The following is a 26,128-nucleotide window of genomic DNA, read 5'->3' on the forward strand; positions in this document are numbered from 1 at the left end:
ATGCCAGACACCACGGCGACGCCGCCCGCAGCGTTGGACCACCACGCCGGCAGCACACCCTCGCGCCTGACCACCGTCAGCCTCGACGACAAATACACCGCGTCCTCCGGCGCCATCTTCCTGTCCGGCATCCAGGCGCTGGTGCGCCTGCCGATGATGCAGCGCCAGCGCGACCAGGCCGCCGGCCTGAACACCGCCGGCTTCATCTCCGGCTACCGCGGCTCGCCGCTGGGCGGCCTCGACGAGACGCTGTGGAAGGCCAAGAAGCACCTTGAGGCGCACCACGTGCAGTTCGTCCCCGGCGTCAACGAAGACCTGGCCGCGACGGCCGTCTGGGGCTCGCAGCAGGTCGACCTGATCGGCCCGGCCAAGTACGACGGCGTGTTCGCCATGTGGTACGGCAAGGGCCCGGGCGTGGACCGCTGCGGCGACGTCTTCAAGCACATGAACCACGCCGGCACCTCCAAGCTCGGCGGCGTGCTGCTGGTGGCCGGCGACGACCACGGCGCCTATTCGTCGACCTTGCCGCACCAGTCCGACCACCTGTTCTCGGCCTCGATGATTCCGGTGCTGTACCCGTGCAACGTGCAGGAATACCTGGACCTGGGCATCCACGGCTGGGCCATGTCGCGCTTTTCCGGCTGCACCGTCGCCTTCAAGGCGCTCGCCGACACGGTCGAGTCGAGCGCCTCGGTCGACGCCGACCCGTTCCGCGTCGACGTCAAAATCCCGCGGGACTTCGTCATGCCCGAGGGCGGCCTGAACGCGCGCCTGTCGAGCATTCCGCTGGGCCAGCAGGCGCGCAACCAGGAAGCGCTGATGCAGGACTACAAGATCTACGCGGCGCTGGCCTACGCCCGCGAGAACAAACTCAACCACACGACGATCAACAGCCCGAACGCCAAGCTGGGCATCATCGCCTCCGGCAAGTCCTACCTGGACGTGCTGGAAGCGCTGGAGGAGCTGGGCATCGACGAGCAGATGGCGGCCGACGTCGGCATGCGCCTGTTCAAGGTGGCCATGCCGTGGCCGCTGGAACCGGACAGCGTGCGCGAGTTCGCCCAGGGCCTCGACGAGATCCTGGTGGTCGAGGAAAAACGCCAGATCGTCGAATACCAGTTGAAGGAACAACTGTACAACTGGCGCGACGACGTGCGTCCGCGCGTCATCGGCAAGTTCGATGAAAAGGGCGAATGGGTGGCGCCGCGCGGCGAGTGGCTGCTGACGTCGAAGGCCGATTTTTCGGTTTCGCAAGTGGCGCGCGTCATCGCCAGCCGCGTCTCGCGCCTGATCACGGACCAAGTGACCTGCGAGCTGATCAAGGCGCGCCTGGCCTTCCTCGACGCCAAGGACGCGGTCTTGAAAAAGGCCGTCAACACGCCGTTCCGCCCGGCCTTCTATTGCTCCGGCTGCCCGCACAACACCTCGACCAAGGTGCCGGAGGGCAGCCTGGCGCTGGCCGGCATCGGCTGCCACGTGATGGCCACCTCGATTTACCCCGACATGAACAAATTGACCACCCACATGGGCGGCGAAGGCGCGCCGTGGATCGGCCAGGCGGCGTTCTCGACGATCCCGCACGTGTTCCAGAACCTCGGCGACGGCACCTATTTCCACTCCGGCTACCTGGCGATCCGCGCGGCGATGGCGGCCAACGTCAACATGACCTACAAGATCCTCTACAACGACGCGGTGGCGATGACGGGCGGCCAGCCGGTCGACGGCCAGATCACCGTGCCGCTGATGGCGCAGCAAATGGCGGCCGAGGGCATCCAGCGCATCGCGCTGGTGACCGAGGACCTGGGCCGCTACAGCGACCGCGGCGCGCTGCCGGCGCGCCTGACGCTGCACGACCGCAAGGACATGGACGCGGTGCAGCGCGAACTGCGCGAGGTCAAGGGCTTGTCGGTGCTGATCTACGACCAGACCTGCGCGGCCGAGAAGCGCCGGCGCCGGAAAAAAGGCGAGTTCCCCGACCCGGCCAAGCGCATGGTCATCAACGAGGCCGTCTGCGAGGGCTGCGGCGACTGTGGCATCCAGTCCAACTGCACCTCGATCCTGCCGAAGGAAACCGAATTCGGCCGCAAGCGCACCATCGACCAGTCGTCCTGCAACAAGGACTACTCGTGCGTGAAGGGTTTCTGCCCGAGCTTCGTGACGGTCGAGGGCGGCGCGCTGAAGAAGACCAGGACCGGCGTCAAGGTTGACGCCAACAAGGACAACGCCGACGACGGCTTCGGCGCGCTGCCGGAACCGCTGCTGCCGCCATGCGACGCGCCGTATAACATCCTCATCAACGGTATCGGCGGCACCGGCGTCATCACCGTCGGCGCGCTGATGGGCATGGCCGCCCACCTCGAGGGCAAGGGCGCCTCGGTGCTGGACATGACCGGCATGTCGCAGAAAAACGGTTCGGTCACCTCGCACGTCAAGGTGGCCCGCTCGCCGGCGCACCTGCGCGCCCAGCGCATCGCCACCGGCGAAGCCGACCTGGTGCTGGGCTGCGACATGCTGACCGCCGGCGCCCAGGACGCCATCTCGAAGATGCGCCCGGGCCGCACCATGGCCGTGGTCAACCTGCACGAGCAGCCGCCCGGCACCTTCGCCCAGAACGCCGACTGGCAGTACCCGAGCGCCGAAGTGCGCGCGCTGATCAGCGAATCGGTCGGCGCCGCCACCCACAACAGCGCCGACTTCATCGACGCCACCAAGCTGGCCACGGCGCTGATGGGCGACTCGATCGCCGCCAACCTGTTCATGCTCGGCTACGCCTGGCAAAAGGGGCGCATTCCGCTGACCGAGGCGGCGCTGCTGCGCGCCATCGAGTTGAACGGCGTCGGCATCGCCTCCAACAAGAAGAGCTTCCTGTGGGGCCGCCGCGCCGCCGTCGACCTGAAGCGCGTCGAGAAGATCGCCACGCCAACCCAGTCCATCGTCGTGCAGATGCCGCAAAGCCTGGAAAACGTCATCAAGAAGCGCGTCGAGTTCCTGACCGGGTACCAGAACGCCGGCTACGCCGCCACCTACGAAGAGCTGGTCGGACGGGTGCGCGCGGCCGAGGCCAATCTGGCGCTGGGCAACAAGCTGTCGACCGCCGTCGCCAAGTACCACTTCAAGCTGATGGCCTACAAGGACGAATACGAAGTGGCGCGCCTGTACACCGACGGCCGCTTCGTCGAGCAGTTGCAGCAGCAGTTCGAAGGCAACTTCTCGCTGAAGTTCAACCTGGCGCCGCCGCTGTTCTCGAAGAAGGACGCCAAGGGCCACCTGGTCAAGGCCGAATTCGGCTCGTGGATGTGGAGCGCCTTCAAGCTGCTGGCCAAGGCCAAGGGCCTGCGCGGCGGCGCCTTCGACATCTTCGGTTACAGCGAAGAGCGCAAGATGGAACGCGCGCTAATCGTCGAGTACCGCCAGATGGTCGAGGCCCTGCTGGGCAAGCTGAACGCCGACAACCACGCGGTCGCGGTGGACCTGGCGAACCTGCCGGAGAAAATCCGCGGCTTCGGCCACGTCAAGGAAAAGGCCGTCGCCGAATACCGCGTCGAGAAGGCGCGCCTGCTGGCCAAGCTGTCGGGCAACGACCACCAGCACGCCGCCTGAGCCGGCAAAAAACCGCGGCGCCAACGCCGGGCTCAGACCGTCCGGGTCCGGCCCCGCGGTGGCGCCGCGGTTGTTCATCGCCGCCGCGCCCCGCCTCTGGTTTAACTTGACGTTTACGTTAACGTCATATAACTTACAACGACTCAGATCGCGCCCATTCCAAGGACATCATGAACGACCTTTCCAACGCCACCACCATCCCCGCCGCGCCGGAGCAACCGAAGCTGGCCAACAAGGTGCGCTTCGTCACCGCCGCCTCGCTGTTCGACGGCCACGACGCCTCGATCAACATCATGCGCCGCATCCTGCAATCGAACGGCGTCGAGGTGGTCCACCTGGGCCACAACCGTTCGGTCGACGAGGTGGTCACGGCGGCGCTGGCCGAGGACGTGCAGGGCATCGCCATCTCCAGCTACCAGGGCGGCCACGTCGAGTACTTCAAGTACATGATCGACCTGCTTAAGCAGCGCGGCGGCGCCCACATCAAGGTGTTTGGCGGCGGCGGCGGCGTCATCGTCCCCGACGAGATCGCCGACCTGCACGCCTACGGCGTGACGCGCATCTTCAGCCCGGAAGACGGCCAGCGCATGGGCCTGGTCGGCATGATCCAGTGGATGATCCAGCTGTGCGACATCGACCTGTCGACCTATTCGCCGACCTCGCTGGCGCCGCTGCGCGAAGGCGACATCGGCGCGCGCCACCGGCCGCTGGCGCAACTGGTCACGGCGCTGGAAAACGACAAGGCCACGCCGGCACTGCGCGCCGAACTGCTGGCCGCCGCCGCGACCTTGCGCGTGCCGACGCTGGGCATCACCGGCACCGGCGGCGCCGGCAAGTCGTCGCTGACCGACGAATTGATCCGCCGCGTGCGCCTCGACCAGGGCGACACGCTGAACATCGCCATCATCTCGATCGACCCGTCGCGCCGCAAATCCGGCGGCGCGCTGCTGGGCGACCGCATCCGCATGAACGCCATCAACCCGTGGGGCGCCGGCCAGCCGCGCGTGTTTATGCGCTCGCTGGCGACGCGCGAGGCCGGCTCCGAAATTTCGCAGGCGCTGCCCGACGTCATCGCCGCCTGCAAGGTGGCCGGCTTCGACCTGGTCATCGTCGAAACCTCCGGCATCGGCCAGGGCGACGCCGCCATCGTGCCGCACGTCGACGTCAGCATGTACGTGATGACGCCGGAATTCGGCGCCGCCTCGCAGCTGGAAAAAATCGACATGCTCGACTTCGCCGACTTCATCGTCATCAACAAATTCGACCGCAAAGGCTCGCTCGACGCGCTGCGCGACGTCGCCAAGCAGTACCAGCGCAACCGCGAAATGTGGACTAGGCGCCCCGACGAGATGCCGGTCTACGGCACCCAGGCGTCGCGCTTCAACGACGACGGCGTGACCGCGCTGTACCACGGCCTGCTGCCGTCGCTGGCGCGGTTCGGCCTGCAAACCAAGCCCGGCAAGCTGCCGCCGGTGGACGCCAAGCACTCCAGCGCCAAGCACGTCATCGTGCCGGCCGCGCGCAGCCGCTACCTGGCCGAAATCGCCGACACCGTGCGCGGCTACCACCGCCACACGGCCAAGCAGGTCGGCCTGGCGCGCGAGCGCCAGCAACTGACCGAGTCGAAGCGCATGCTGGCCGCCGCCAACAAGCCGGTGCTGGACTTCGACGGCCTGATCACCGAGCGCGAACACGCCCTCGACGCCAATTCGAAGAAGCTGCTGGCGATGTGGCCGGACATGCAGGCGGCCTACGCCGGCGACGATTACGTCGTCAAAATCCGCGACAAGGAAATCCGCACCCGCCTGGTCCAGCACACCCTGTCCGGCACCAGGATACGCAAGGTGGCGCTGCCGCGCTATGAAGACCACGGCGAGATCCTGCGCTTCCTGATGCTGGAAAACGTGCCCGGCTCGTTCCCCTTCTCGGCCGGCGTGTTCGCCTTCAAGCGCGAGGGCGAAGACCCGACCCGCATGTTCGCCGGCGAGGGCGACGCCTTCCGCACCAACCGCCGCTTCAAGCTGGTCTCGACCGGCATGGACGCCAAGCGCCTGTCGACCGCGTTCGACTCCGTCACGCTGTACGGCGCCGACCCGGCCGAGCGGCCCGACATCTACGGCAAGGTCGGCAACTCCGGCGTCTCCATCGCCACCCTGGACGACATGAAGGTGCTGTACGACGGCTTCAACCTGTGCAGCCCGAGCACCTCCGTCTCGATGACCATCAACGGCCCGGCGCCGACCATCCTGGCGATGTTCATGAACACCGCCATCGACCAGCAGGTCGACAAATTCGTCGTCGAGAACAAGCGCCAGCCGAGCCCCGACGAAGCGGCCAAGATCCGCGCCTGGGTGCTGCAGAACGTGCGCGGCACGGTGCAGGCCGACATTCTGAAGGAAGACCAGGGCCAGAACACCTGCATCTTCTCGACCGAGTTCTCGCTCAAGGTGATGGGCGACATCCAGCAGTACTTCGTGCACCACGAAGTGCGCAACTTCTACTCGGTGTCGATCTCCGGCTACCACATCGCCGAGGCGGGCGCGAACCCGATCTCGCAACTGGCGTTCACGCTGTCGAACGGCTTCACCTTCGTCGAAGCCTACCTGGCGCGCGGCATGCACATCGACGATTTCGCGCCCAACCTGTCGTTCTTCTTCTCCAACGGCATGGACCCGGAATACACGGTGCTGGGCCGCGTGGCGCGGCGCCTGTGGGCCATTTCGATGCGCGACAAATACGCCGCCAACGACCGCAGCCAAAAGCTCAAGTACCATGTGCAGACCTCGGGGCGCTCGCTGCACGCCCAGGAAATCGACTTCAACGACATCCGCACCACGCTGCAGGCCTTGATTGCGATTTACGACAACTGCAACAGCTTGCACACCAACGCCTACGACGAGGCGATCACCACGCCGACCGACGAATCGGTGCGCCGCGCGCTGGCGATCCAGCTGATCATCAACCGCGAATGGGGTCTGGCGAAGAACGAGAACCCGAACCAGGGTTCCTTCATCATCGACGAGCTGACCGACCTGGTCGAAGAGGCGGTGCTGCAGGAGTTCGAGCGCATCGCCGAGCGCGGCGGCGTGCTGGGGGCGATGGAAACCGGCTACCAGCGCGGCAAGATCCAGGAAGAGTCGATGCTGTACGAGCACCAGAAGCACGACGGCACCCTGCCCATCATCGGCGTCAACACCTTCCGCAACCCGAAGGCCGGCGACGCGCCGCAGAAAATCGAGCTGGCCCGCTCCACCGACGACGAAAAGCAGTCGCAGCTGACGCGCCTGGCGGACTTCCACCAGCGCCACGCCGACGCCGCGCCGGCCGCGCTGGCGGCGCTGCAGCAGGCGGCGATCGACAACGAAAACGTCTTCGAGCGCCTGATGGACGCCGTGCGCGTCTGCTCGCTGGGGCAGATCACCTCGACCTTGTTCGAGGTCGGCGGCCAATATCGTCGTAATATGTAGGAATTAACAAGCCGCCGCGCCCGCGGCGGCTTGCCTACGACACGACGTTAGCGCATTCACCGCTAATATGACGGAGATTGCGATGGCTGTTGCGCTGGGACCGATTCTGAAATTTTGCGGCGTCGACGACGACCTCTGGAGCGTCAGCGCGCTGGTAGTCTGCGGCGGCGGCGAACCCGCGCCGGCGGTGCTGGTCTACGACGGCGACAAATGGGATGCGATCGGCGCGGTCTCGCTCGGCGAGCGGCGCCAGCAAAAGAGCGGGTACACGGTCTGGCGTTACCGCTTCGCGATTGCGCAGAAAGCGGCGCAGCAGGAAATACGCTACACCGTCGGTAGCGTCGAGTATATCTTTATGGTGCCGCCCGCCGGCGGCGCGCCGACCTGCGCCTACACCTCCTGCAACGGCTTTTCCGACGCCAAGCTGATGAAGCAGGTGCAGGACAAGAACGCGCTGTGGACCACCATGCGGCTGCGCCACGGTGAGCGGCCCTACCACCTGCTGTTGATGGGCGGCGACCAGATCTATAGCGACAGCATGTGGCAGGAACTGCGCGGCCTGAAGACATGGGCCGGCCTGTCCGGCCGCGAGCGCAACGCCGCGCCCTTCCCCGACGAGTTGCGCGCGCAAGTCGACGGCTTTTTCCTTGAAAACTACCTGGAACGCTGGAGCCAGCCGGAAGTGGCCGCCATGATGGCGAGCGTGCCGACGGTGATGATGTGGGACGACCACGACATCTTCGACGGCTGGGGCTCCTACCCGGCCGAGCAGCAGGCCAGCCCGGTGTACCAGGGCATTTACGCGATCGCCCGCGCGTATTTCCAGCTGTTCCAGCTGCACGCCAACGCCGCCACGCCGCCGCTGCCGCTGCTGCCGAACCAGCCCGGCTTCAGCTACGGCCTGCGGGTCGGCGGCTACGCCATCCTGGCGCTGGACCTGCGCAGCGAGCGCAGCAAAACCACCGTGATGGGCGCCGCGGCGTGGCACGCCGCCTACGCCTGGCTCGACAAGCAAAAAAATTGCGACCACCTGCTGGTGATGTCGAGCATTCCAGTGGTCCACCCCGACTTCTCGACGCTGGAAACGCTGCTGTGCGCCCTGCCGGGCCGGCAGGAACTGGAAGACGATTTGCAAGACCACTGGCTGAGCCGCTCGCACCGGCAGGAACGGCTGCGCCTGATCCACCGCCTGCTCGACTGGTCGGCCGGCACCGGCGGCCGGGTCACGGTACTGTCGGGCGACGTCCACGTCGGCGCCGTCGGCGTGATCCAGGCGCAGCGCCGCGACGTGCCGGCCAACGCCAACGTCATCAACCAGCTGACCTCGTCCGGCATCGTCCACCCGGCGCCGCCGGCGATGGCGCTGTTCTACCTCGAGCACGTTGGCGCCCGCGTCGAGACCGTCGACCGCGGCATCACCGCGACCATGTTTGAATTCCCCGGCACCTCGCACCGCTACATCGGCGCGCGCAACTTCCTCAGCCTGGAGCCCGACCTGCCGCAGCAGTCGGCGGAAAAGCGCATCTGGGCCAACTGGTGGGTCGAGGGCGAGGATCTGCCGTATACCAAGACCATCCACGTGGTCAAATAAGCAGGTCGGACTTGAGTGCGGCTTCCACGACAGCGCGCACTTCGCCCGGACGGTAAGACAATCCCTCGGCGCCAGCCCGCGCGAGCTGCGCGCCCCGGCGCGGCCGCCGCGCCCCCCCTCCCGCACTCAATAAAATTCGCGCAGCGATGTCGTAATACGCGTATTTGTTGACGCATTACTCACGGCGCCCGCCACGCTTGTCTGCGAAGATTTGAGCCACATCGACTCCTCCGATCCACATAGGGCCCACACCATGTTCAGCTATAGCCAGCAAACCCTCCAAGCCGTCGACCCCGACCTGTCGGCCATCATCCAACGGGAACACGCCCGCCAGGAGCGGCACATCGAACTCATCGCCAGCGAGAACTACACCTCGCCGGCGGTGATGAGCGCGCAAGGCAGCCAGCTCACCAACAAGTACGCCGAAGGCTATCCCGGCCGCCGCTACTACGGCGGCTGCGAATTCGTCGACCAGGCTGAACAGCTCGCCATCGACAGGGTCAAGCGGCTTTTCGACGCCGATACCCATGGTTGGGCGGCCAACGTGCAGGCGCACTCGGGCGCGCAGGCCAACGAAGCCGTGTTCATGGCCTTTATGAAGCCGGGCGACACCTTCATGGGCATGAACCTGGCGGAGGGCGGCCACCTGTCGCACGGCATGGCGCTGAACATGAGCGGCAAGTGGTTCAACGCGGTCAGCTACGGCCTCAACGACAAGGAGGAAATCGACTACGACGCGATGGAGCGCAAGGCCCACGAGAGCCGTCCCAAGATCATCATCGCCGGCGCCTCGGCGTATGCGCTGCGCATCGATTTCGAGCGTTTCGCCAAGGTGGCGAAAGACGTCGGCGCCTTGCTGATGGTGGACATGGCGCACTACGCCGGTTTGATCGCGGCGGGCGAATATCCCAGCCCGATCCCGCACGCCGACATCGTCACCAGCACCACCCACAAAAGCCTGCGCGGTCCGCGCGGCGGCATTATCCTGATGCGCCCGGAGCATGAAAAGGCGATCAACAGCGCGATCTTCCCCGGCTTGCAGGGCGGCCCGCTGATGCACGTCATCGCCGCCAAGGCGGTCGCCTTCAAGGAGGCGCTGCAACCTGAATTCAAGGCATATCAACGGCAGGTGGTGAAAAACGCCGCGGCGCTGGCCGAGACGCTGGTGCAACGCGGTTTGCGCATCGTTTCGGGCCGCACCGAAAGCCACGTCATGCTGGTCGACCTGCGCGCCAAGGGCATGACCGGCAAGGCCGCCGAGGCGCTGCTGGGCCGGGCCCACATCACCGTCAACAAGAACGCGATCCCGAACGACCCGGAAAAGCCGCTGGTGACCAGCGGCGTGCGCCTGGGCTCGCCGGCCATGACCACCCGCGGCTTCAAGGAGGCCGAGGCGCGCCAGGTGGGACACCTGATCGCCGACTTGCTGGACCACCCGGACGACGAGGCGCTGATGGTACGCGTGCGGGCGGCCGTGGCCGAACTGACCGCCGCCTTCCCCGTGTACGGCTGAACACCATGAGCCACTCCATGTCACTCAGCGTTTTCGACCTGTTCAAAGTCGGCATCGGCCCGAGCAGTTCGCACACCGTCGGACCGATGCGCGCCGCCTGCATGTTCGCCGGCGCGCTGCGCGACGGCGGCTGGCTGGACGCCGTGCAGCGCGTCCGCTGCGAACTCTACGGCTCGCTCGGCGCCACCGGCAAGGGCCACGGCAGCGACCGGGCCGTGCTGCTGGGTTTGGAAGGCGAAGCGCCCGACCTGATCGATCCGGACGCCATCGCGCCGCGGGTGCAGCGCGTGCGCGAGTCGCGCAGCCTGAATCTGCTCGGCTCGCACCCGGTCGCGTTCGACGAACGGGAAGACTTGCTGTTCCTGCGCAAAAGCCTGCCCTTCCACCCCAACGGCATGCGCCTGTACGCCTACGACGCCGGCGGCGCGACCCTGCTGGAGAAAACCTACTTCTCGGTCGGCGGCGGCTTCGTCGTCAACCAGGACGCGCAGGGCCAAGCGGCGCTGCTGCCACACCAGCAAAGGGTTCCCTATCCGTTTTCAAGCGGCGACGAGTTGTTGCAGCGTTGCCGCGACAGCGGCCTGTCCATCGCCCAGCTGATGTGGCACAACGAGCTGACCTGGCGCGACGCCGACGCGGTGCGCGCCGGCCTGCTGCACATCTGGGGCGTCATGCAGGCCTGCGTGCGGCGCGGCATCGCCACCGAGGGCGTGCTGCGCGGCGGCTTCAAGGTCAAGCGCCGCGCCGCCGACCTGTACCGCGACCTGACGGCGCATCCCGAGGCGGCGTTGAGCGACCCACTGCAAATCATGGACTGGATCAACCTCTACGCCCTCGCCGTCAACGAGGAAAACGCCGCCGGCGGCCGCGTCGTCACGGCGCCCACCAACGGCGCCGCCGGCATCGTGCCGGCGGTGCTGCATTACTACACGCGCTTCGTGCCCGGCGCCAACGACCAGGGCGTCGTCGACTTCATGCTGACCGCCGCGGCGATTGGCATCCTGTACAAGGAGAACGCCTCCATTTCGGGCGCCGAGGTGGGTTGCCAGGGCGAAGTCGGCGTGGCCTGCTCGATGGCCGCCGGCGCCCTGGTGCAGGCCATGGGCGGCTCGCCCGAGCAGGTCGAAAACGCCGCGGAAATCGGCATGGAGCACAACCTCGGGCTGACCTGCGACCCGGTCGGCGGCCTGGTGCAAATCCCCTGCATCGAACGCAACGCCATGGGTTCGGTCAAGGCCATCAACGCCGCGCGCATGGCGCTGCGCGGCGACGGCACGCATTTCGTCTCGCTCGACAAGGTCATCAAGACCATGCGCGAGACCGGCGCCGATATGAAAACCAAATACAAGGAAACCTCGCGCGGCGGGCTGGCCGTCAACATCGTTGAGTGCTGATACCCGGAAGCTACTATGCAAAAATTTTCTATCTGGTCGCTGCTGCGCAACAGCATGTCTTACCACGAGGGCTGGGAAAAACAATGGCGCTCGCCCGATCCCAGGCGTGAATACGACGTGGTCATCATCGGCGCCGGCGGCCACGGCCTGGCGACGGCGTATTACCTGGCCAGGGAGCACGGCCTGCGCAATATCGCGGTGGTCGAACGCGGCTACCTGGGCGGCGGCAACACGGCGCGCAACACCACCATCGTGCGCTCCAACTACCTGTGGGACGAATCGACGGCGCTGTACGAAAAGTCGATGAAGCTGTGGGAAGGGCTGTCGCAGGAGCTCAACTACAACGTCATGTTCAGCCAGCGCGGCGTGATGAACCTGGGCCACAGCCTGCAAGACATGCGCGACATCGAGCGCCGCGTCAACGCCAACCGGCTCAACGGCGTCGACGGCGAGGTCGTCACGCCGGCGCAGATCAAGCAGATGATTCCCTTTATTAACCTGAACACCCGCTACCCGGTGCTCGGCGCGTCGCTGCAACGCCGCGGCGGCGTGGCGCGCCACGACGCCGTCGCCTGGGGTTACGCGCGGGCGGCCGACGCGCTTGGCGTGGACATCATCCAGAACTGCGAAGTCACCGGCATCCGCCGCAATGGCGGGGCGGTGGTCGGCGTCGAGACCGCCAAAGGCTTTATCCAGGCCAAGAAAGTGGCGATCGTCGCCGCCGGCCACTCCAGCGTGGTGGCCGGCATGGCCGGCATCCGCCTGCCGATCGAGTGCCGGCCGCTGCAGGCGCTGGTGTCGGAGCCGCTCAAACCGATTTTCCCCAACGTGGTGATGAGCAACGCCATCCACGCCTACATCAGCCAGTCCGACAAGGGCGACCTGGTCATCGGCGCCGGCGTCGACCAGTACAACGGCTACGGGCAACGCGGCAGTTACCACACCATCGAACACACGTTGCAGGCGATTGTCGAGATGTTCCCGCTGTTTTCCCGCGTGCGCATGAACCGCCAGTGGGGCGGCATCGTCGACGTCTCGCCCGACGCCTGCCCCATCATCGGGCTGACGCCGGTCAAAGGGCTGTACATCAACTGCGGCTGGGGCACCGGCGGCTTCAAGGCCACGCCCGGCTCGGGCTGGGCCATGGCGCACACCATCGCGCAAGACCGGCCGCACGCGCTCAATGAAGCGCTGTGCCTGGATCGCTTCCACACCGGCCGCCTGATCGACGAGCACGGCGCGGCCGGCGTCGCACACTAGGAATCACTACCATGTTACAAATCAACTGCCCCTGGTGCGGCGCGCGCGCCGAAACCGAATTCACCTGCGGCGGCGAAGGCGGCATCGTCCGTCCCGCCGCCAGCGACACCATGACCGACGCCGAGTGGGGCGACTACGTCTTCATGCGCCGGAACCCCAAGGGGCTGCACCACGAGCAGTGGCGCCACTCAAGCGGCTGCGGGCGCTGGTTCAACGCGCTGCGCGACACCGTGAGCTACCGTTTCGAGGCCGTCTGGAAGATCGGCGAGCCGGCGCCGGCGGCGGCCGCCGCCCATGTCCACGCCCGGGCCGCGCAATGAGCGCGCGCCTGTCCAGCGGCGGCCGGGTCAACCGCCGGCGCGTGCTGAACTTCACCTTCAACGGCCGCGCCTACCGGGGCCTGGAGGGCGACACCCTGGCGTCGGCCTTGCTGGCCAACGGCGTGTCGCTGGTCGCGCGCAGCTGGAAGTACCACCGTCCGCGCGGCATCCTGTCGGCCGGCGTCGAGGAGCCGAACGCCTTGGTGCAGTTGTTCGACGGCGCCCGCACCGTGCCCAACGCGCGCATGACCGAGGTGGCCCTGGTCGAGGGCTTGAACGCGCGCTCGATCCACGCCAGCCCGAGCGTCGAGTTCGACGTCAAGGCGCTCGGCGGCCTGTTCTCGCGCCTGATACCGACCGGCTTTTATTACAAAACCTTCATGGCCTCGCAGGCGGCCTGGCACTTTTTCGAAAAGCACATCCGCGCCGCGAGCGGTCTCGGCACTTCACCCTCCGAGGGCGATCCGGACCGCTACGACAAGCGTTACGCGCATTGCGACGTGCTGGTGGTCGGCGCCGGCATCGCCGGCTTGACGGCGGCGCTGGCGGCGGGCCGCTCCGGCGCCCGCGTGATCCTGTGCGACGAACAGGCCGAACCCGGCGGCTGGCTGCTGTCGAGCAACGAGATGGTCGACCAGCTCGCGGCGGCGCAGTGGGTGGCGCGCGCGCTGGCCGAACTGGCCGCGATGCCCGAGCTCATCTTGTTGCCACGCACCACGGCCTTCGGCTACCTGGACCACGATCTGTTGGCGCTGGCCGAGCGCCGCGCCGACCACCTTCCGAGCGGACAGGCGCCGCTGTTCCGCGAGCGGCTGTGGCGGGTGCGCGCCAAGCAAGTCGTGCTGGCCACCGGCGCGCACGAGCGCCCGCTCGTGTTCAGCAACAACGACCTGCCGGGCGTGATGCTGGCGGGCGCCGTGTCGATTTATGTGCGCCGCTATGCCGTGCTGCCGGGCCGCAACGCCGTGGTCTTTACCAACAACGACGCGGGCCACGACGCCGCCCTGGCCCTGAAGGACGCCGGCGCCGAGGTTCGGGTGGTCGACGCGCGCGCCACGGCTAGCGGCTCGCTGAGCCAGCGCGCCAACAACGCCGGCATCAAGATCCTGGCCGGCCACGTCGTCACCGAGGCGCGCGGCGGCAAGCGCGTCAGCGCCGTCATGGTGCAGGCGATGGACGCGCAAGGACGTTTAAGCGGTGCCGCAAGCACGCTGGCCTGCGACCTGGTGGCCTTGTCGGGCGGCTTCAGCCCGGTGATCCACCTGCAATGCCAGGCCGGCAGCAAGGCCATATGGGACGAGCAACGGGCGGCCTTCTTGCCCGGCAAGCCGGCCCAATCGGAGCGCTCGGCGGGCGCCTGCCAAGGCATGCTGACCTTGCGCGACTGCGCCCGGGACGGCTTCGCCGCCGGCGTCGCCAGCGTGCAAAAGCTCGGCTTCACGGCCGTCGACAAGGGCGCCCCCAACGTCGCCTCAAGCGACGCCGGCGAGCTGCGCCCGCTTTGGCTGGTGCCGCACGCGCGCGGCGCGAGTCGCGCCCCGAAACAGTTCGTCGATTTGCAAAACGATGTGGCCGCCTCCGACATCCACCTCGCCATCCGCGAAGGGTTCGAATCGATCGAGCACGTCAAACGCTATACCGCGATGGGTTTTGGCACCGACCAGGGCAAGACCGGCAACATCAACGGCATGGGCATCGCCGCGCAAGCGCTCGGCAAGACCATTGCGCAGGTTGGCACCACCACCTTCCGCCCGAACTACACGCCGGTCACCTTCGGCGCCGTGGCCGGGCTGGAGCTGGGCGACGCGTTCGATCCGATCCGCACCACCCCGATCCACGAGTGGCACGTCAGGCATGGCGCGCTGTTCGAGGATGTCGGGCAATGGAAGCGCCCCTGGTATTACCCGAGGAACGGCGAGGACTTGCACGCGGCGGTCAAACGCGAGGTGCTGGCGGTGCGCAACGGCGTCGGCACGCTCGACGGTTCGACGCTGGGCAAGATCGACATCCAGGGGCCGGACGCCACCACGCTGCTCAACTGGGTGTACAGCAACGCCTGGTCCAAGCTGGAGATCGGCAAGTGCCGCTACGGACTGATGCTCGATGAAAACGGCATGGTCTTCGACGACGGCGTGACGGTGCGCCTGGCCGAACACCACTACCTGATGCACACCACCTCGGGCGGGGCGGCGCGCGTGCTGGCCTGGATGGAACGCTGGCTGCAAACCGAATGGCCGCACCTGAAGGTCTACCTGACCAGCGCCACCGACCACTGGTCGACCAGCATCGTGGCCGGCCCCAAGAGCCGGCCCCTGCTGAAGAAGATTTGCCGGGATATCGACTTCGACGACGCCGCCTTCCCCTTCATGTCCTACCGCGAGGGCACGCTCGCCGGCGTCAAGGCGCGCGTCATGCGCATCAGCTTTTCCGGCGAGCGCTGCTACGAGGTCAACGTGGCGGCCAACGACGGCCTGCGGGTGTGGGAGGCGATGCACGGCGCCGGCGCCGAGTTCGGCGTCACGCCCTACGGCACCGAAACCATGCACGTGCTGCGCGCCGAGAAAGGCTACATCATCATCGGCCAGGACACCGACGGCTCGGTCAGCCCTATCGATCTCGGCATGGGCGGCCTGGTGACCAAGACCAAGGATTGCCTGGGCAAGCGCTCGCTGGCGCGCGCCGACACCCAACGCGCCGACCGCAAGCAGCTGGTCGGCCTGCTGACCGACGACCCGCGCTTCGTCCTGTCCGAAGGCGCGCAGATTTTGAACGACGCGCCGCGCACCATTCCGGCGCCCATGGTGGGCCACGTCACCTCCAGCTATATGAGTCCGACGCTCGACCGATCGATCGCGATGGCGCTCGTCAAGGGCGGTGCGAGCCGGATGGGGGAACGCGTGCACGTCTCGATGCGCGACGGCCGCAGCGCCACCGCCACCATCACCAGCCCGGTCTTCCTCGATCCTCAATCGGAGCGTCAACATGTTTGAAACCCTACAGCGCGCGGCGCTACCCGGCGCCGGCTCGCCGGCCGCCACCACCGCCGCGTCGGACCGGGCCTTGCTGGCCGGCTGGCACACGGGACTGGCGATCGTCAACCTGCGCGGCAACGCCGACGACCCGGCGTTTCGCGCTGCGGTGGCGCAGGCGCTGAACCTGGAGTTGCCGGTGCAACCCTGCACCAGCGTGGCCGACGCCGTGTTCCGGCTGGTCTGGGCCGGCCCGGACGAGTGGTTTGTCGTCGGCCCCAAGGGCCGGGCGGCGGCCATCGAAGCGCGGCTGCGCACGGCGCTGGCCGGCATCCACCACGCGGTGACCGACGTCAGCGGCGGGTATACCGTGCTGCACCTGAGCGGCCCGCCGGTGCGCGAGGTGCTGGCCCAGGGCTGCCCGCTGGACTTGCATCCGCGGGTGTTCCAAACCGGCTCCAGCGCCGGCTCGCTGTTCTTTAAAACCTCGGTCTGGCTGTGGCAAACCGACGCGGCGCCCACGTACGAAGTACTGGTGCGCAGCAGTTTCACCGCTTACTTCTGGCTGATGCTGGAGCGCGGCACGCAGGAGTGCGGCCTGGTCAGGCGCCGTTTTTTATGAACGCCAACCGCCCGCTACACGCGCTGCGTGCAGACGCCGACGGTGACGCCGGGCAGCAGGATCGGCTGCCACAGCACTTGCAACTGCGACGGCGGGGTACCGCCTAGCAGCGACAGCAGCATGTCGATCATCTTGGCGCCGGCCTGGCGCGGCTCCGGCTGGTCGATGGTGGTGACGTTCGAGCCGACCAGGGTGTCTTCGACGCTGCCCCAGACGATCACCGAGATGTCCTTGCCGATGTCGATGCCGGCGTCGAGCAGCGCGCGCACCGCCCCCACGCCGGACAGGTGGTTGTCGACGATGACGGCGGTCGGCCGCGGCGAACAGGCCAGCAATTGCTGCATGGCCTGGTAGCCGGTGCGGCGGTCCAGCGTGTTCTCGATCAGGTGGCGCGGGTCGATCGCCAGGCCGGCCGCGGCCATCGACCGCACGAAGCTGTCCTTGCGCTGGCGCGCGAAATTCAGTTCGAGCGGCGCGCTGACCAGGGCGATGCGCTGGTGGCCCAGCCCGAGCAGGCGCTCGACGCCGAGGCGGATGCCGGCCTCGTTGTCGTAGTCGAACCAGGCGTACGGCGTCTCGCTCTGGGTGCGGCCGTGGGCGACGAAGGGAAAGCCGGCCCGGCTCAGGTAGGCGATGCGCTCGTCGTGCACCAGGGTGCGGCCGACCACCAGGCCGTCGACGCGCTTGCCGCGCACCATGTGCTCGTACGAGGGCTGCTCGTTGTGCGGCGACACCGGGGCGATGATCAGGTTCATCTTCTTCGCCTCCAGCGCCTCCGACATGCCGGCCACGACGCCGAGGAACATGGCGTCGCCCAGGTCGGTCGGCAACAACGGGTAGATGATGCCGACCACGTTCGAGCGCCCCACCGCCAGGCTGCGGGCCATTGGATTGGCCTCGTAGCCGACTTCCTTGGCGGCCGCCAGCACCCGCTCGCGGGTGCGGAAATTGACCTCCGGATAGCCGTTCAAAGCGCGGCTTACGGTCGTTTTCGACATGCCGAGGGCGATTGCGAGGCTCTTGAGATTCATTTGGGAACAGTCTGGATGTGGGCTTAGGATGTCGAAAAACCTAGCCCCGGGTGCCGATTATAGCCGACTGCCCGGCCTCCGCCTGCCCCTCTTCTACCGCCTTTTTGAAGAAAAACAACGTTATCAGCACAATTGAAATCGGCACCAGGGTCAGATAAAACGCGAAGTGGCCGCTAAAGTTGCCAAATACGTAGCCGGTGACCAGCGAACCGGTGGTGCCGCCCAAGGCCGAGAAGATCACCAGCAAGCCGGTCATCGACGAGTGCTGGTTCTTCGGCAGGGAGCTGAGCATGACCGAGTTGATGCCCGGGTAAATCGGCGCCATGAACAGGCCGATCAGCGGAAACAGGAAGGTCGCCACCGGCGCCGTGGCCCAGGTCACGTTCGGGTCGAGCACCACGTTGTGCGTCAGCGGCAGCGCCAGCAGCACCATCGCGGCCATGCCGATGACGCAGCCGTTCATGACCGGATACCAGTTCAGCTTGCGCATCAACACGCCGGCCGACAGGCGCCCGACGGCCAGGCAGGCGGCGAAGATGCTGGTCACTTCCACGCTCATGGCGGTCGGCAGTTTCAGGATTTCATTGTTAAAGGTGGGCAGCCAGGTGCCGACGCTCTGCTCGATCAGCACGTACAGGAAGGCGGTCAGCACGAACACGCACACCAACGGCTTGAAGAACAGTTTGATCATCGCGGCGAAGTCTTGCGCAACGCTGCGCCCGGCCGGCAACTGCGCGCCGGCTTCGTCGAACGGGGTCGCCAGCAACAGCAGGAAGGTCAGCGCGCACAGCGCCGCCAGCGGCCAGTACACTTGCAGCCAGCTCTGCGACTTCGGGTCGCCGGAGTCGATGAAGTAGCCGAACACCCAGTAGGCGCTGAGCACGCCGACCATGAAAAAACCCTCCAGCGTGTTCATGATGCTGGCGTGCTGGCGGCGGTCGTTGGCGATCAGGCCCAAGGTCGAATACACCGACACCTTGATCAGCGCGAACGCCACGCCGACGCACAGGAACAGCATCTTGGTGGTCAGGAACGACGGCAACAGGGGCATCGCGACGCAGGCGCCGGTGACGATGGCCAGCCCGGCCAGCATGGCCTTTTTGTAGCCGATGCGCGGCAGGAACGAGGCCAGCAGGAACGATACGACGGCGATCGGCAAGTCCTTGAAGCCCTCCAGCGCGCTGGCGCCGGCCTTGCTCACGTCATAGTTGCCGATGACTTGCAAAATCACCGTCCCGACGCTGTTGAGCAGGATGGCGAAGACGAAATAGATCAGGAACAGGATAAAAAATATGCGTTGGTTTTTCACGGTGTCTCCGTAGGTTTGTCATATTGGTTTTTCTTATTATTGTATTTTTTAGTATGAGGAAAATTGATGTGGCGCCTTAGCTTACTGGTAGACGTTCAGGTCGAACCGGTCGAGCCCGGAAATGACCAGGTCGGCCTGCGTCAGCACCTCGGGCAGGCCGACGCCGAGCGCGTACATGCCGGCCGCCTTGATCGACGCCACGCCGGCCACCGCGTCTTCGACGCCGAGGCAGTCGGCCGGCGCCACGCCCAGTTCCGCCGCCGCCTTCAGGAAAATCTCCGGGTCCGGTTTGCCCCTGGCGATGCGCGAGGCGTCGACCACGTAGTCGAAGTCGCTGGTAATGCCGAGCCGCTCCAGCACCGTGAAGGCGTTCTTGCTGACCGAGGCCAGGCCGACCTTCATGCCGGCCGCGCGGACCTTCATCAGCGCCTCCATCGCGCCCGGCAGCAGGTTGTTGGCCGACATGGTCTCGATCAGCTGGCGGTAGTGCAGGTTCTTGGCCTCGGCCAGCGCCAGCTTTTGCGTCGGCATGAACGCGCGCCCCGACGACGCCAGGATCAGGTCGAGCGATCCCATCCGGTCGATGCCCTTGAGTTGCTCGTTGAAGGCGCAGTCGAAATGCACGCCGACCGCTTCCGCCAGCCGCTTCCAGGCCAGGAAGTGGTAGTGGGCGGTGTCGGTAATGACGCCGTCGAGATCGAAGATAACAGCTTTGAATCGGCTTGGACGCATGGTTTTTCCCCTTTGGTTTTACGCGCGCGACAGCACCGGCGCGGACAGTGTCAATTCAAGCGCCTCGGCGCGGTGCGCAAAACTCAGCGCCTCGCCCTGCAGCAGGCGGTACTCGGTGCGGCCGGGTTCGACCCGCACCTGCAGTAGCGCGCCCTTGAAGTGAATCTTGAAGGTGTAGTGGCGCCACTGCGCCGGCAGCGTCGGCGCGAAGCGCAGCGCGCCCTTGACCACGCGCATGCCGGCGAAGCCATAGGCCACGCCCATCCAGGTGCCGGCCATCGCCGCCGTGTGCACGCCGTAGTGGGTGTTGCCGTGGGTGTCGTCCAGGTCCAGCCGCGCGGTCTCCATGAAGAAGTCGTAGGCCTTGCGGTGGTAGCCGATCTCCGAGGCGATGATGCTGTAGATGCAGGACGACAGCGACGAGTCGTGCGTGGTGACCGGCTCGTAGTAGTCGAAGTCGCGGCGCTTGTCCTCCAGCGAGAATTCCTCGCTCAGCAGCAGCAGCGCCAGCACCACGTCGGCCTGCTTGCAGACCTGGTGGCGGTAGATCACCATCGGGTGGTAGTTCAGCAGCAGCGGGTAGTTTTCCTTCGGCGTGTTGGCGAAATCCCACACTTTTTTCGACAGGAAGCTGTCGTCCTGGGCGTGGATTTGCAGCGCCACGTCGTAGGGCAGCGCCATCAGGCCGGCGGCGCGGCGCCATTCCTCCGGCTCGGCGGCGTCCAGCGCCATCAAGCCGGCGATGCGCGCGAACTCGCCCGGCTGCGCCGCGGCGATGCGCGCGGCGACGTCGGCGGCGAAGTTCAGGTGCATGCGCGCCATCGCGTTGGTGTAGTAGTTGTTGTTGACCAGCGCCGTGTACTCGTCCGGCCCGGTCACCTGGTTGATGCAGAAGCGCCCGCCGCGGTCGTAGCTGCCGATGCCGAGCCAGATGCGCGCCGTCTCCATCAGGATTTCGGCGCCGCAGCGCAGCATATAGTCGTCGTCGCCGGTGGCCTCGAAGTACAGCTTGATCGAATAGGCGATGTCGGCGTTGATATGGTATTGCGCGGTGCCGGCCGGGAAGTAGGCCGAGCATTCCTCGCCCGCGATGGTGCGCCACGGATACAGCGCGCCCTTGTCGTGCGACATCTGGCGGGCGCGTTCGCGCGCCTTGCCCAGGCCGGCGTAGCGGTACTCCAGCAGTTTCCTGGCGATGTCCGGCTTGCTGTACAGGAAGAACGGGAAGATATAAATCTCCGTGTCCCAGAAATAGTGGCCCTCGTAGCCCTCGCCGGTGACGCCCTTGGCCGAGATATTGGTCTTGCCGTCGCGCCCCACCGATTGCAGCAGGTGGAACTGGTTGAAATGGATGCCCTGCTGCAGCGCGTCGTCGCCGGCGATTTCGACGTCGGCCCGCTGCCAGAAATCGGCCAGGTACTGCGCCTGTTCCAGCAGCAGCGCGTCGAAGCCGCTCGCCTGCGCCTGCGCCAGCGCGTCGCGGCTGCGCCACATCAATTCCTTGGCCGGATAGTCGCGCGAGGAGTAATAGCAGCCGAACTTGGTCAGGCGCACCGCCTGCCCCTCGTCGGCCTGCACCTCGTAGGACTGCTCCAGGCGCTGGCCGTTTTTCAGCAGCCGCAGCGCGTGCGGGCCGGCGTGCCGCAACTCGGTCGCGGTGGCGCTGACCAGCGAGAAGCCGCTGTTGCCGGTGCGTTGCAACAGCGCCGAAAAATGTTCCTCCTGGTCGCTGTCGACCAGGTGCAGCGCCGGGCCGGAGACGGACGAGCCGATACGCGGGTCGTCGCCGGCCTCGAGGTTTTTGACGGCGCCGTCGAGGGTCGAGACCAGCCGCACGCGGCCGAAGAAATTCAGCGGCGTCACCACGTATTCCATCGCGAACAGGTGCTTGTGCTCGAAGCACACCACGCGCCGGCTGACGATCGACACGCGCCGGCCCTTCTTCGACTTCCATTGCAGCGCGCGGTGCAGCACGCCGGTGCGGAAGTCCAGCGTACGCTCGTATTTTTCGACAGTGCCCTGCAGCAGGTCGAAGCGCTCGTCCTCGATCCACAGGCCGATGCCCTTGCCGTTGGGCACGTTGAGCATGAACTGGTTGGTCTTGGCCAGGCCGAACGCCGCCTCCGGATAGTGGATCGGCTCGGACTCGTAGAAACCGTTCAGGTAGGTGCCGTCGAGCGAGGTGCCGGCCGGTCCGCTGTAACCCTCCTCGTGGCTGCCGCGCAGGCCGATATAGCCGTTGCCCAGCGCGAACAAGGTTTCATCGAGAAAATGCGATTGCGTATCAAACGACGTCTCGCGGATGCACCAGGCATCGAGGGGATAGCTGTGTTTGGGCTTGGCGGACGAGTGCACGGTACATTCCTTTTACGCTGGGTTGAATAATTCAAACCGGTTTGAATTTTATGCAAAAAAGACAAGGCCGGTTTTGTTCGTGGTGTACTACAAGGAGAAACTACAGCAAGCGCGTCCCGTAGGTCGGCTTAGCCGGCACGGCGTCAGCCGACGCTCCGGCGCAAGCGAAGTCCCATCCAGCGCGCCGCGCCACCTCAATCAGGTCTGGCGCACCATCAAGGTGGTCGGCAGCATCTCAGACGTGACGTTGTCGCCGTGAATCAGGCCCAACATTTTTCGCGCCAACAGCACCCCGCCGTCGCGCAGGTACTGGTGCACGCTGGTCAGCGGCGGCACGAAGCTGGCGGCGCCGGGCGTGTCGTCGTAACCGATCACCGACACGTCCTCCGGCACCCGCAACCGCTTTTCGGCCAGCGCGCGGATCGCGCCCATCGCCAGCAAATCGCTGGCGGCGAACAGGCCGTCGAACCCGGCCCCCTTCTTTTTCAACAGCGCCGCGACGCTGTCGAAACCGGCCTCGAAGGTGAAGGCCTTCGGGCGCACGATATGCACCATCGCCTGGCCGCCCATTGCCTCGATGAAACCGGCGCAGCGCTCTTGCACCTCGGCATGGTCGACGTCGCCGAGGAAAATCAACTGCTTGCGGCCCTGTTCGAGGAAGCGCTTGGCGGCGCTGACGCCGCCCTTGCGGTTGTCGCTGCCGACCACGATGTAGTCGGCGCCGGCCTCCGGCGCGCCCCACACCACCAGCGGCAGGCCGGCCTTCTGCAGGAAGCGCACCGCCTCGCCGTGCGAACCCTGGCCCAGCAGGATCAAACCGTCGGCGCCCTGCACCGGCGCGGTGTCCATCAACTGCTTCGAGGTCAGCACCACGCTGTAGCCGGCCGTCGTCAGCTCCTGCGTGATACCGCCGAGCAGCTCAAGCGGATACGGGTCCGACATCGGCCGGCCCTTGACGGGCGTCATCTCGACCACCACCGCCACCGAGTAACTGCGGCGCATGCGCAAATTGCGCGCGCTCACGTTCAAGCGGTAGCCCTGCTCGTTGGCGATCCGGCGCACTTTCTCGCGCGTCTCCAGCGTCACCAAAGGGCTGTCGCGCAGCGCCCGGGAAACCGTGATCTTGGAGACCCCGGCCAGGCGGGCCAGGTCTTCCATCGTCAGGCCGGACTCGCTTTTGCGCACACCGATGTTGTTCGAAGGCATTCATCACTCTTTGGTTGGTACGGAACTGTAGCAGGACTGCGGACGCATTATGACAGGTTTTTGCAAGTTGTCTCATTTAATGACATCGATATCATTTGGATTGACATCGATATCATTTCTTGATTCAATGGCCATTCTTTCGCATCCGCCAAAAATCCGGCGGGTCCGCCGCAGACCGGCGGGAGTGCGCAAGATGGGGACGGGAACCGCCTGGGGCGCCGTCCGGGAGACGACAAATGATTACAAAAAAAGAAGGTATGCATATGAAAAGCCACAACACCCTCGCGCTGTCCGCGGTGACCCTCGCCGTGCTGACACTGATCAACCAGCCACAAGCCCAGGCGCAGAACGCCGAGGCGGCCGCGCCGGCCAAGGACGCGCTCGCCGCCGAAGTCCAGCAAGTCGTCGTCACCGGCACCTCGGCCGCCGGCGGCGTGCGCAAGATCGACTCCTCGTACTCGATTACCACCGCCAACGAAGAACAACTCAAATCGGCGGCGCCCAGCAGCACCGCCGACATCATGAAACTGGTGCCCGGCGTCTACGCCGAATCGACCGGCGGCCAGTCCGGCGCCAACATCGAAGTGCGCGGCTTCCCGTCCGGCAGCGACTCGCCGTTCGTCTCGGTGCAAATGAACGGCAGCCCGATCTTCCCGCCGCCGACGCTGTCGTTCTACGAAGGCTCGTCGGTGTTCCGGCTCGACGACACCATCGAGCGCGTCGAAGTGCTGCGCGGCGGTCCGAGCACCATCTACTCGAACGGCCAGCCCGGCGCGACCATGAACTTCATTCTGAAAAAAGGCGGCGACACGGCCGAGGGCAGCGTGCGCGCCACCACCGGCACCGGCAACACCCGCCGCGTCGACGCCTTCTACAGCGGCAAGCTCGGCGAAGGCTGGTACGCCTCGCTCGGCGGCTTCTACCGCGTCACCAACGGCGTGCGCGACGCGCAATTCCGCGCCGACGACGGCCGCCAGCTGAGCGGCACGCTGACGCGCAAGCTCGCCCAGGGCGAAGTGAGCGTCTACGCCCGCGCCACCCGCGACAAGAACGCCTTCTATACCGGGGTGCCGCTGGTCTCGGCCGACAACGGCCACAGCATCAGCGCCTTCCCCGGCTTCGACCCTTTGACAGGCACGCTGATGAGCGCCGAAATGCGCCAATTCACGCTGGAAACGGCGCCCGGCACGACGCTGGCGCGCGACTTGGCCGACGGCCGCGGCCTGAAGGCGAGCGTGCTGGGCGCCGAATACGAGCAGAAAATCGGCGAATGGAACGTGACGAACAAGTTCAACCACTTCGACGGCGACTTGAACACCATCTCCATGTTCACCGGCAACAACCCGCTGTCGATGGCGGACTACAACGCCGCCGCCATCCGCTCGGCCAACGGCAACGCCGCCGTGGTCGCGGCCGCCGGCGGCCGCTTGGCCGGCTCGGCCGCGGCCAGCTATCTGAACGGCGCCGCCGTGGCGGCCGACCAGCAAGTGGTGCAGGCCGGCCTGTGGTCGGTGGAAAAGAAATTGAAATCGTTCAGCGACGAGCTGCGCGTCAGCCGCGAACTGTTCAAGGACAACACCGTCACGGTGGGCGCCTACCTCGCCGACTACTCGTCCGACGACGTCTGGTATCTGGGCAACAGCCACCTGATGAGCGCGGTGCCCAACGCCAGTCTGATCAACGTCAAGCTCGACAACGGCGCCATCGTCGCCAACCGCGGCAAGGAAGGCCCGATCAACTACGCGCCGGTGGCCAGTTACGACGGCTGCAACACCGCCCTGTTCCTGGCCGACGAATGGAAAATCAACGACCGCGTCAAGGTCGACGCCGGCTTCCGCCGCGAGCGCCAGCGCCTCAACGCGAGCATCTCGAACCTGCGCTCGGGCGACACCGACGGCAACCCGCTGACGCTCTACAACAACAACACCTCGATGCCGTCGGGTTCGAACACCGCGATTGACCGGACCGACTCGGCCAATTCCTTCACCGTCGGCGGCAACTACAAACTGGCCAAGGACAGCAGCGTGTTCGTGCGCGCCAACACCGGCCACACCTTCGTCTCCTTCGACGACCTGCGCGGCGCCGGTAGCCGGGCCACGGCCAACGACCGCAGCGTATTGCCGACGCCGAAAGTGACCCAGTTGGAAATCGGCTTCAAGACCGCCAGCAAGTTCTACAGCGCCTACGTGAACGCCTTCCACACCGAGTTCAAGGGCATCGCCTTCTCGCAAATCCTGGCCAACGGCACCACGCTGAACTCGGTGAGCGGCTCCAGCGGCAACGGCCTGGAATTCGAAGTGGCGGTGCGGCCGCTGCAAAACCTGCAAATCGCCCTGACCGGCGACTACCAGGTGTCCAAATACAAGGACAATCCGGCCACCGTCGACAACACCGTGCAGCGCCAGCCGACACTGCAATTTCGCCTGACGCCGACGTACACCATACCGCTGGGCGACAACGCGCTGAAACTGTACGGCACCTACACCTCGATTGGCGAGCGCTGGGCCGACCAGGCCAACCTGCAATACCTGCCGGCCTACCGCACGCTCGACCTGGGCATGCTGGCCTCGATCGGCGAGAACATCGAACTGCGGCTCAACGCGACCAACGTCAACAACACCATCGGCCTCACCGAAGGCAACTCGCGCCTGACCACCGGCGGCAGCGGCCCGATCAACGCCCGTCCGCTGTTCGGCCGCGCGATCGAAGCGTCGGTGCTGTACCGCTTCTAAGCCTTAGCGCCAGTTTCACTCCGAAGT

15 protein-coding genes are annotated in these 26,128 nt (G+C 66.1%); 10 read left to right on the top strand and 5 right to left on the bottom strand.

Annotated elements, in window-relative coordinates:
- The 9 genes from JANGC3_RS0118635 to JANGC3_RS29605 all read left to right on the top strand — a co-directional run bounded on the left by JANGC3_RS0118635 (nt 1) and on the right by JANGC3_RS29605 (nt 16,736).
- Nucleotides 1–3,600, top strand: a complete 3,600-nt coding sequence (locus JANGC3_RS0118635) for an indolepyruvate ferredoxin oxidoreductase family protein (protein ID WP_026133167.1) — start codon at nt 1–3, stop codon at nt 3,598–3,600.
- Between the two features lie 170 nt (nt 3,601–3,770).
- The gene (gene icmF / locus JANGC3_RS0118640) at nt 3,771–7,067 is read left to right on the top strand and encodes a fused isobutyryl-CoA mutase/GTPase IcmF (protein ID WP_017878005.1); all 3,297 of its coding nucleotides are present in this window, start codon (nt 3,771–3,773) and stop codon (nt 7,065–7,067) included.
- 82 nt (nt 7,068–7,149) lie between these two features.
- Nucleotides 7,150–8,658, top strand: coding sequence for an alkaline phosphatase D family protein (locus JANGC3_RS0118645; protein WP_017878006.1), 1,509 nt, complete (start codon nt 7,150–7,152; stop codon nt 8,656–8,658).
- Between the two features lie 253 nt (nt 8,659–8,911).
- Complete coding sequence (gene glyA, locus JANGC3_RS0118650; RefSeq protein ID WP_017878007.1) at nt 8,912–10,171, top strand: serine hydroxymethyltransferase; 1,260 nt, start codon at nt 8,912–8,914, stop codon at nt 10,169–10,171.
- Nucleotides 10,172–10,188: 17 nt separating this feature from the next.
- Nucleotides 10,189–11,565 carry an L-serine ammonia-lyase gene (locus tag JANGC3_RS0118655; protein ID WP_017878008.1) on the top strand — a complete coding sequence of 459 codons (1,377 nt, stop codon included), beginning with the start codon at nt 10,189–10,191 and terminating at the stop codon, nt 11,563–11,565.
- A gap of 15 nt (nt 11,566–11,580) precedes the next feature.
- The gene (locus tag JANGC3_RS0118660; RefSeq protein WP_017878009.1) at nt 11,581–12,825 is read left to right on the top strand and encodes a sarcosine oxidase subunit beta family protein; all 1,245 of its coding nucleotides are present in this window, start codon (nt 11,581–11,583) and stop codon (nt 12,823–12,825) included.
- 11 nt (nt 12,826–12,836) lie between these two features.
- A complete protein-coding gene (locus JANGC3_RS0118665) occupies nt 12,837–13,145 on the top strand; it encodes a sarcosine oxidase subunit delta (RefSeq protein ID WP_017878010.1) in 309 nt (102 codons plus the stop codon).
- The gene (locus JANGC3_RS0118670; RefSeq protein WP_017878011.1) at nt 13,142–16,135 is read left to right on the top strand and encodes a sarcosine oxidase subunit alpha family protein; all 2,994 of its coding nucleotides are present in this window, start codon (nt 13,142–13,144) and stop codon (nt 16,133–16,135) included. Before JANGC3_RS0118665 ends, JANGC3_RS0118670 begins: the two co-directional genes overlap by 4 nt.
- Nucleotides 16,128–16,736 (top strand): sarcosine oxidase subunit gamma, encoded by a 609-nt coding sequence (locus JANGC3_RS29605; protein ID WP_017878012.1) that lies wholly within the window; start codon nt 16,128–16,130, stop codon nt 16,734–16,736. The genes JANGC3_RS0118670 and JANGC3_RS29605 overlap by 8 nt, the downstream gene beginning before the upstream one ends.
- Nucleotides 16,737–16,750: 14 nt before the next feature.
- Here JANGC3_RS29605 and JANGC3_RS0118680 read toward each other — a convergent pair whose 3' ends face one another.
- The 5 genes from JANGC3_RS0118680 to JANGC3_RS0118700 form a co-directional block, all read right to left on the bottom strand.
- Complete coding sequence (locus tag JANGC3_RS0118680) at nt 16,751–17,767, bottom strand: substrate-binding domain-containing protein (RefSeq protein ID WP_017878013.1); 1,017 nt, start codon at nt 17,765–17,767, stop codon at nt 16,751–16,753.
- 40 nt (nt 17,768–17,807) lie between these two features.
- Nucleotides 17,808–19,076: an MFS transporter gene (locus tag JANGC3_RS0118685; RefSeq protein WP_017878014.1), complete on the bottom strand. Its 1,269-nt coding sequence runs from the start codon at nt 19,074–19,076 to the stop codon at nt 17,808–17,810.
- Nucleotides 19,077–19,157: 81 nt separating this feature from the next.
- A complete protein-coding gene (gene pgmB, locus JANGC3_RS0118690) occupies nt 19,158–19,808 on the bottom strand; it encodes a beta-phosphoglucomutase (protein WP_017878015.1) in 651 nt (216 codons plus the stop codon).
- An 18-nt stretch (nt 19,809–19,826) separates the two neighbouring features.
- Entirely contained in the window at nt 19,827–22,163 is a 2,337-nt protein-coding gene (locus JANGC3_RS0118695; protein ID WP_026133168.1) for a glycoside hydrolase family 65 protein, read from the bottom strand.
- Nucleotides 22,164–22,361: 198 nt separating this feature from the next.
- Nucleotides 22,362–23,369, bottom strand: a complete 1,008-nt coding sequence (locus tag JANGC3_RS0118700) for a LacI family DNA-binding transcriptional regulator (protein ID WP_017878017.1) — start codon at nt 23,367–23,369, stop codon at nt 22,362–22,364.
- Nucleotides 23,370–23,626: 257 nt separating this feature from the next.
- Here JANGC3_RS0118700 and JANGC3_RS0118705 point away from each other — a divergent pair, with 257 nt between their 5' ends.
- Nucleotides 23,627–26,101, top strand: a complete 2,475-nt coding sequence (locus tag JANGC3_RS0118705) for a TonB-dependent receptor domain-containing protein (protein ID WP_232429732.1) — start codon at nt 23,627–23,629, stop codon at nt 26,099–26,101.
- Nucleotides 26,102–26,128 lie beyond the last annotated feature (27 nt).

The organism is Janthinobacterium sp. CG3 (assembly GCF_000344615.1).
GTDB lineage: Bacteria > Pseudomonadota > Gammaproteobacteria > Burkholderiales > Burkholderiaceae_D > Janthinobacterium.

What these genes read in the sequence shown, in the direction of transcription:
- JANGC3_RS0118680 (WP_017878013.1), bottom strand. Translation starts at nt 17,767, where the DNA reads ATGAATCTCAAGAGCCTCGCAATCGCCCTCGGCATGTCGAAAACGACC.
- JANGC3_RS0118635 (WP_026133167.1), top strand. Translation starts at nt 1, where the DNA reads ATGCCAGACACCACGGCGACGCCGCCCGCAGCGTTGGACCACCACGCC.
- JANGC3_RS0118665 (WP_017878010.1), top strand. Translation starts at nt 12,837, where the DNA reads ATGTTACAAATCAACTGCCCCTGGTGCGGCGCGCGCGCCGAAACCGAA.
- JANGC3_RS0118700 (WP_017878017.1), bottom strand. Translation starts at nt 23,369, where the DNA reads ATGCCTTCGAACAACATCGGTGTGCGCAAAAGCGAGTCCGGCCTGACG.
- JANGC3_RS0118660 (WP_017878009.1), top strand. Translation starts at nt 11,581, where the DNA reads ATGCAAAAATTTTCTATCTGGTCGCTGCTGCGCAACAGCATGTCTTAC.
- JANGC3_RS0118655 (WP_017878008.1), top strand. Translation starts at nt 10,189, where the DNA reads ATGTCACTCAGCGTTTTCGACCTGTTCAAAGTCGGCATCGGCCCGAGC.
- JANGC3_RS0118705 (WP_232429732.1), top strand. Translation starts at nt 23,627, where the DNA reads ATGCATATGAAAAGCCACAACACCCTCGCGCTGTCCGCGGTGACCCTC.
- JANGC3_RS0118670 (WP_017878011.1), top strand. Translation starts at nt 13,142, where the DNA reads ATGAGCGCGCGCCTGTCCAGCGGCGGCCGGGTCAACCGCCGGCGCGTG.
- glyA (WP_017878007.1), top strand. Translation starts at nt 8,912, where the DNA reads ATGTTCAGCTATAGCCAGCAAACCCTCCAAGCCGTCGACCCCGACCTG.
- pgmB (WP_017878015.1), bottom strand. Translation starts at nt 19,808, where the DNA reads ATGCGTCCAAGCCGATTCAAAGCTGTTATCTTCGATCTCGACGGCGTC.
- icmF (WP_017878005.1), top strand. Translation starts at nt 3,771, where the DNA reads ATGAACGACCTTTCCAACGCCACCACCATCCCCGCCGCGCCGGAGCAA.
- JANGC3_RS29605 (WP_017878012.1), top strand. Translation starts at nt 16,128, where the DNA reads ATGTTTGAAACCCTACAGCGCGCGGCGCTACCCGGCGCCGGCTCGCCG.
- JANGC3_RS0118645 (WP_017878006.1), top strand. Translation starts at nt 7,150, where the DNA reads ATGGCTGTTGCGCTGGGACCGATTCTGAAATTTTGCGGCGTCGACGAC.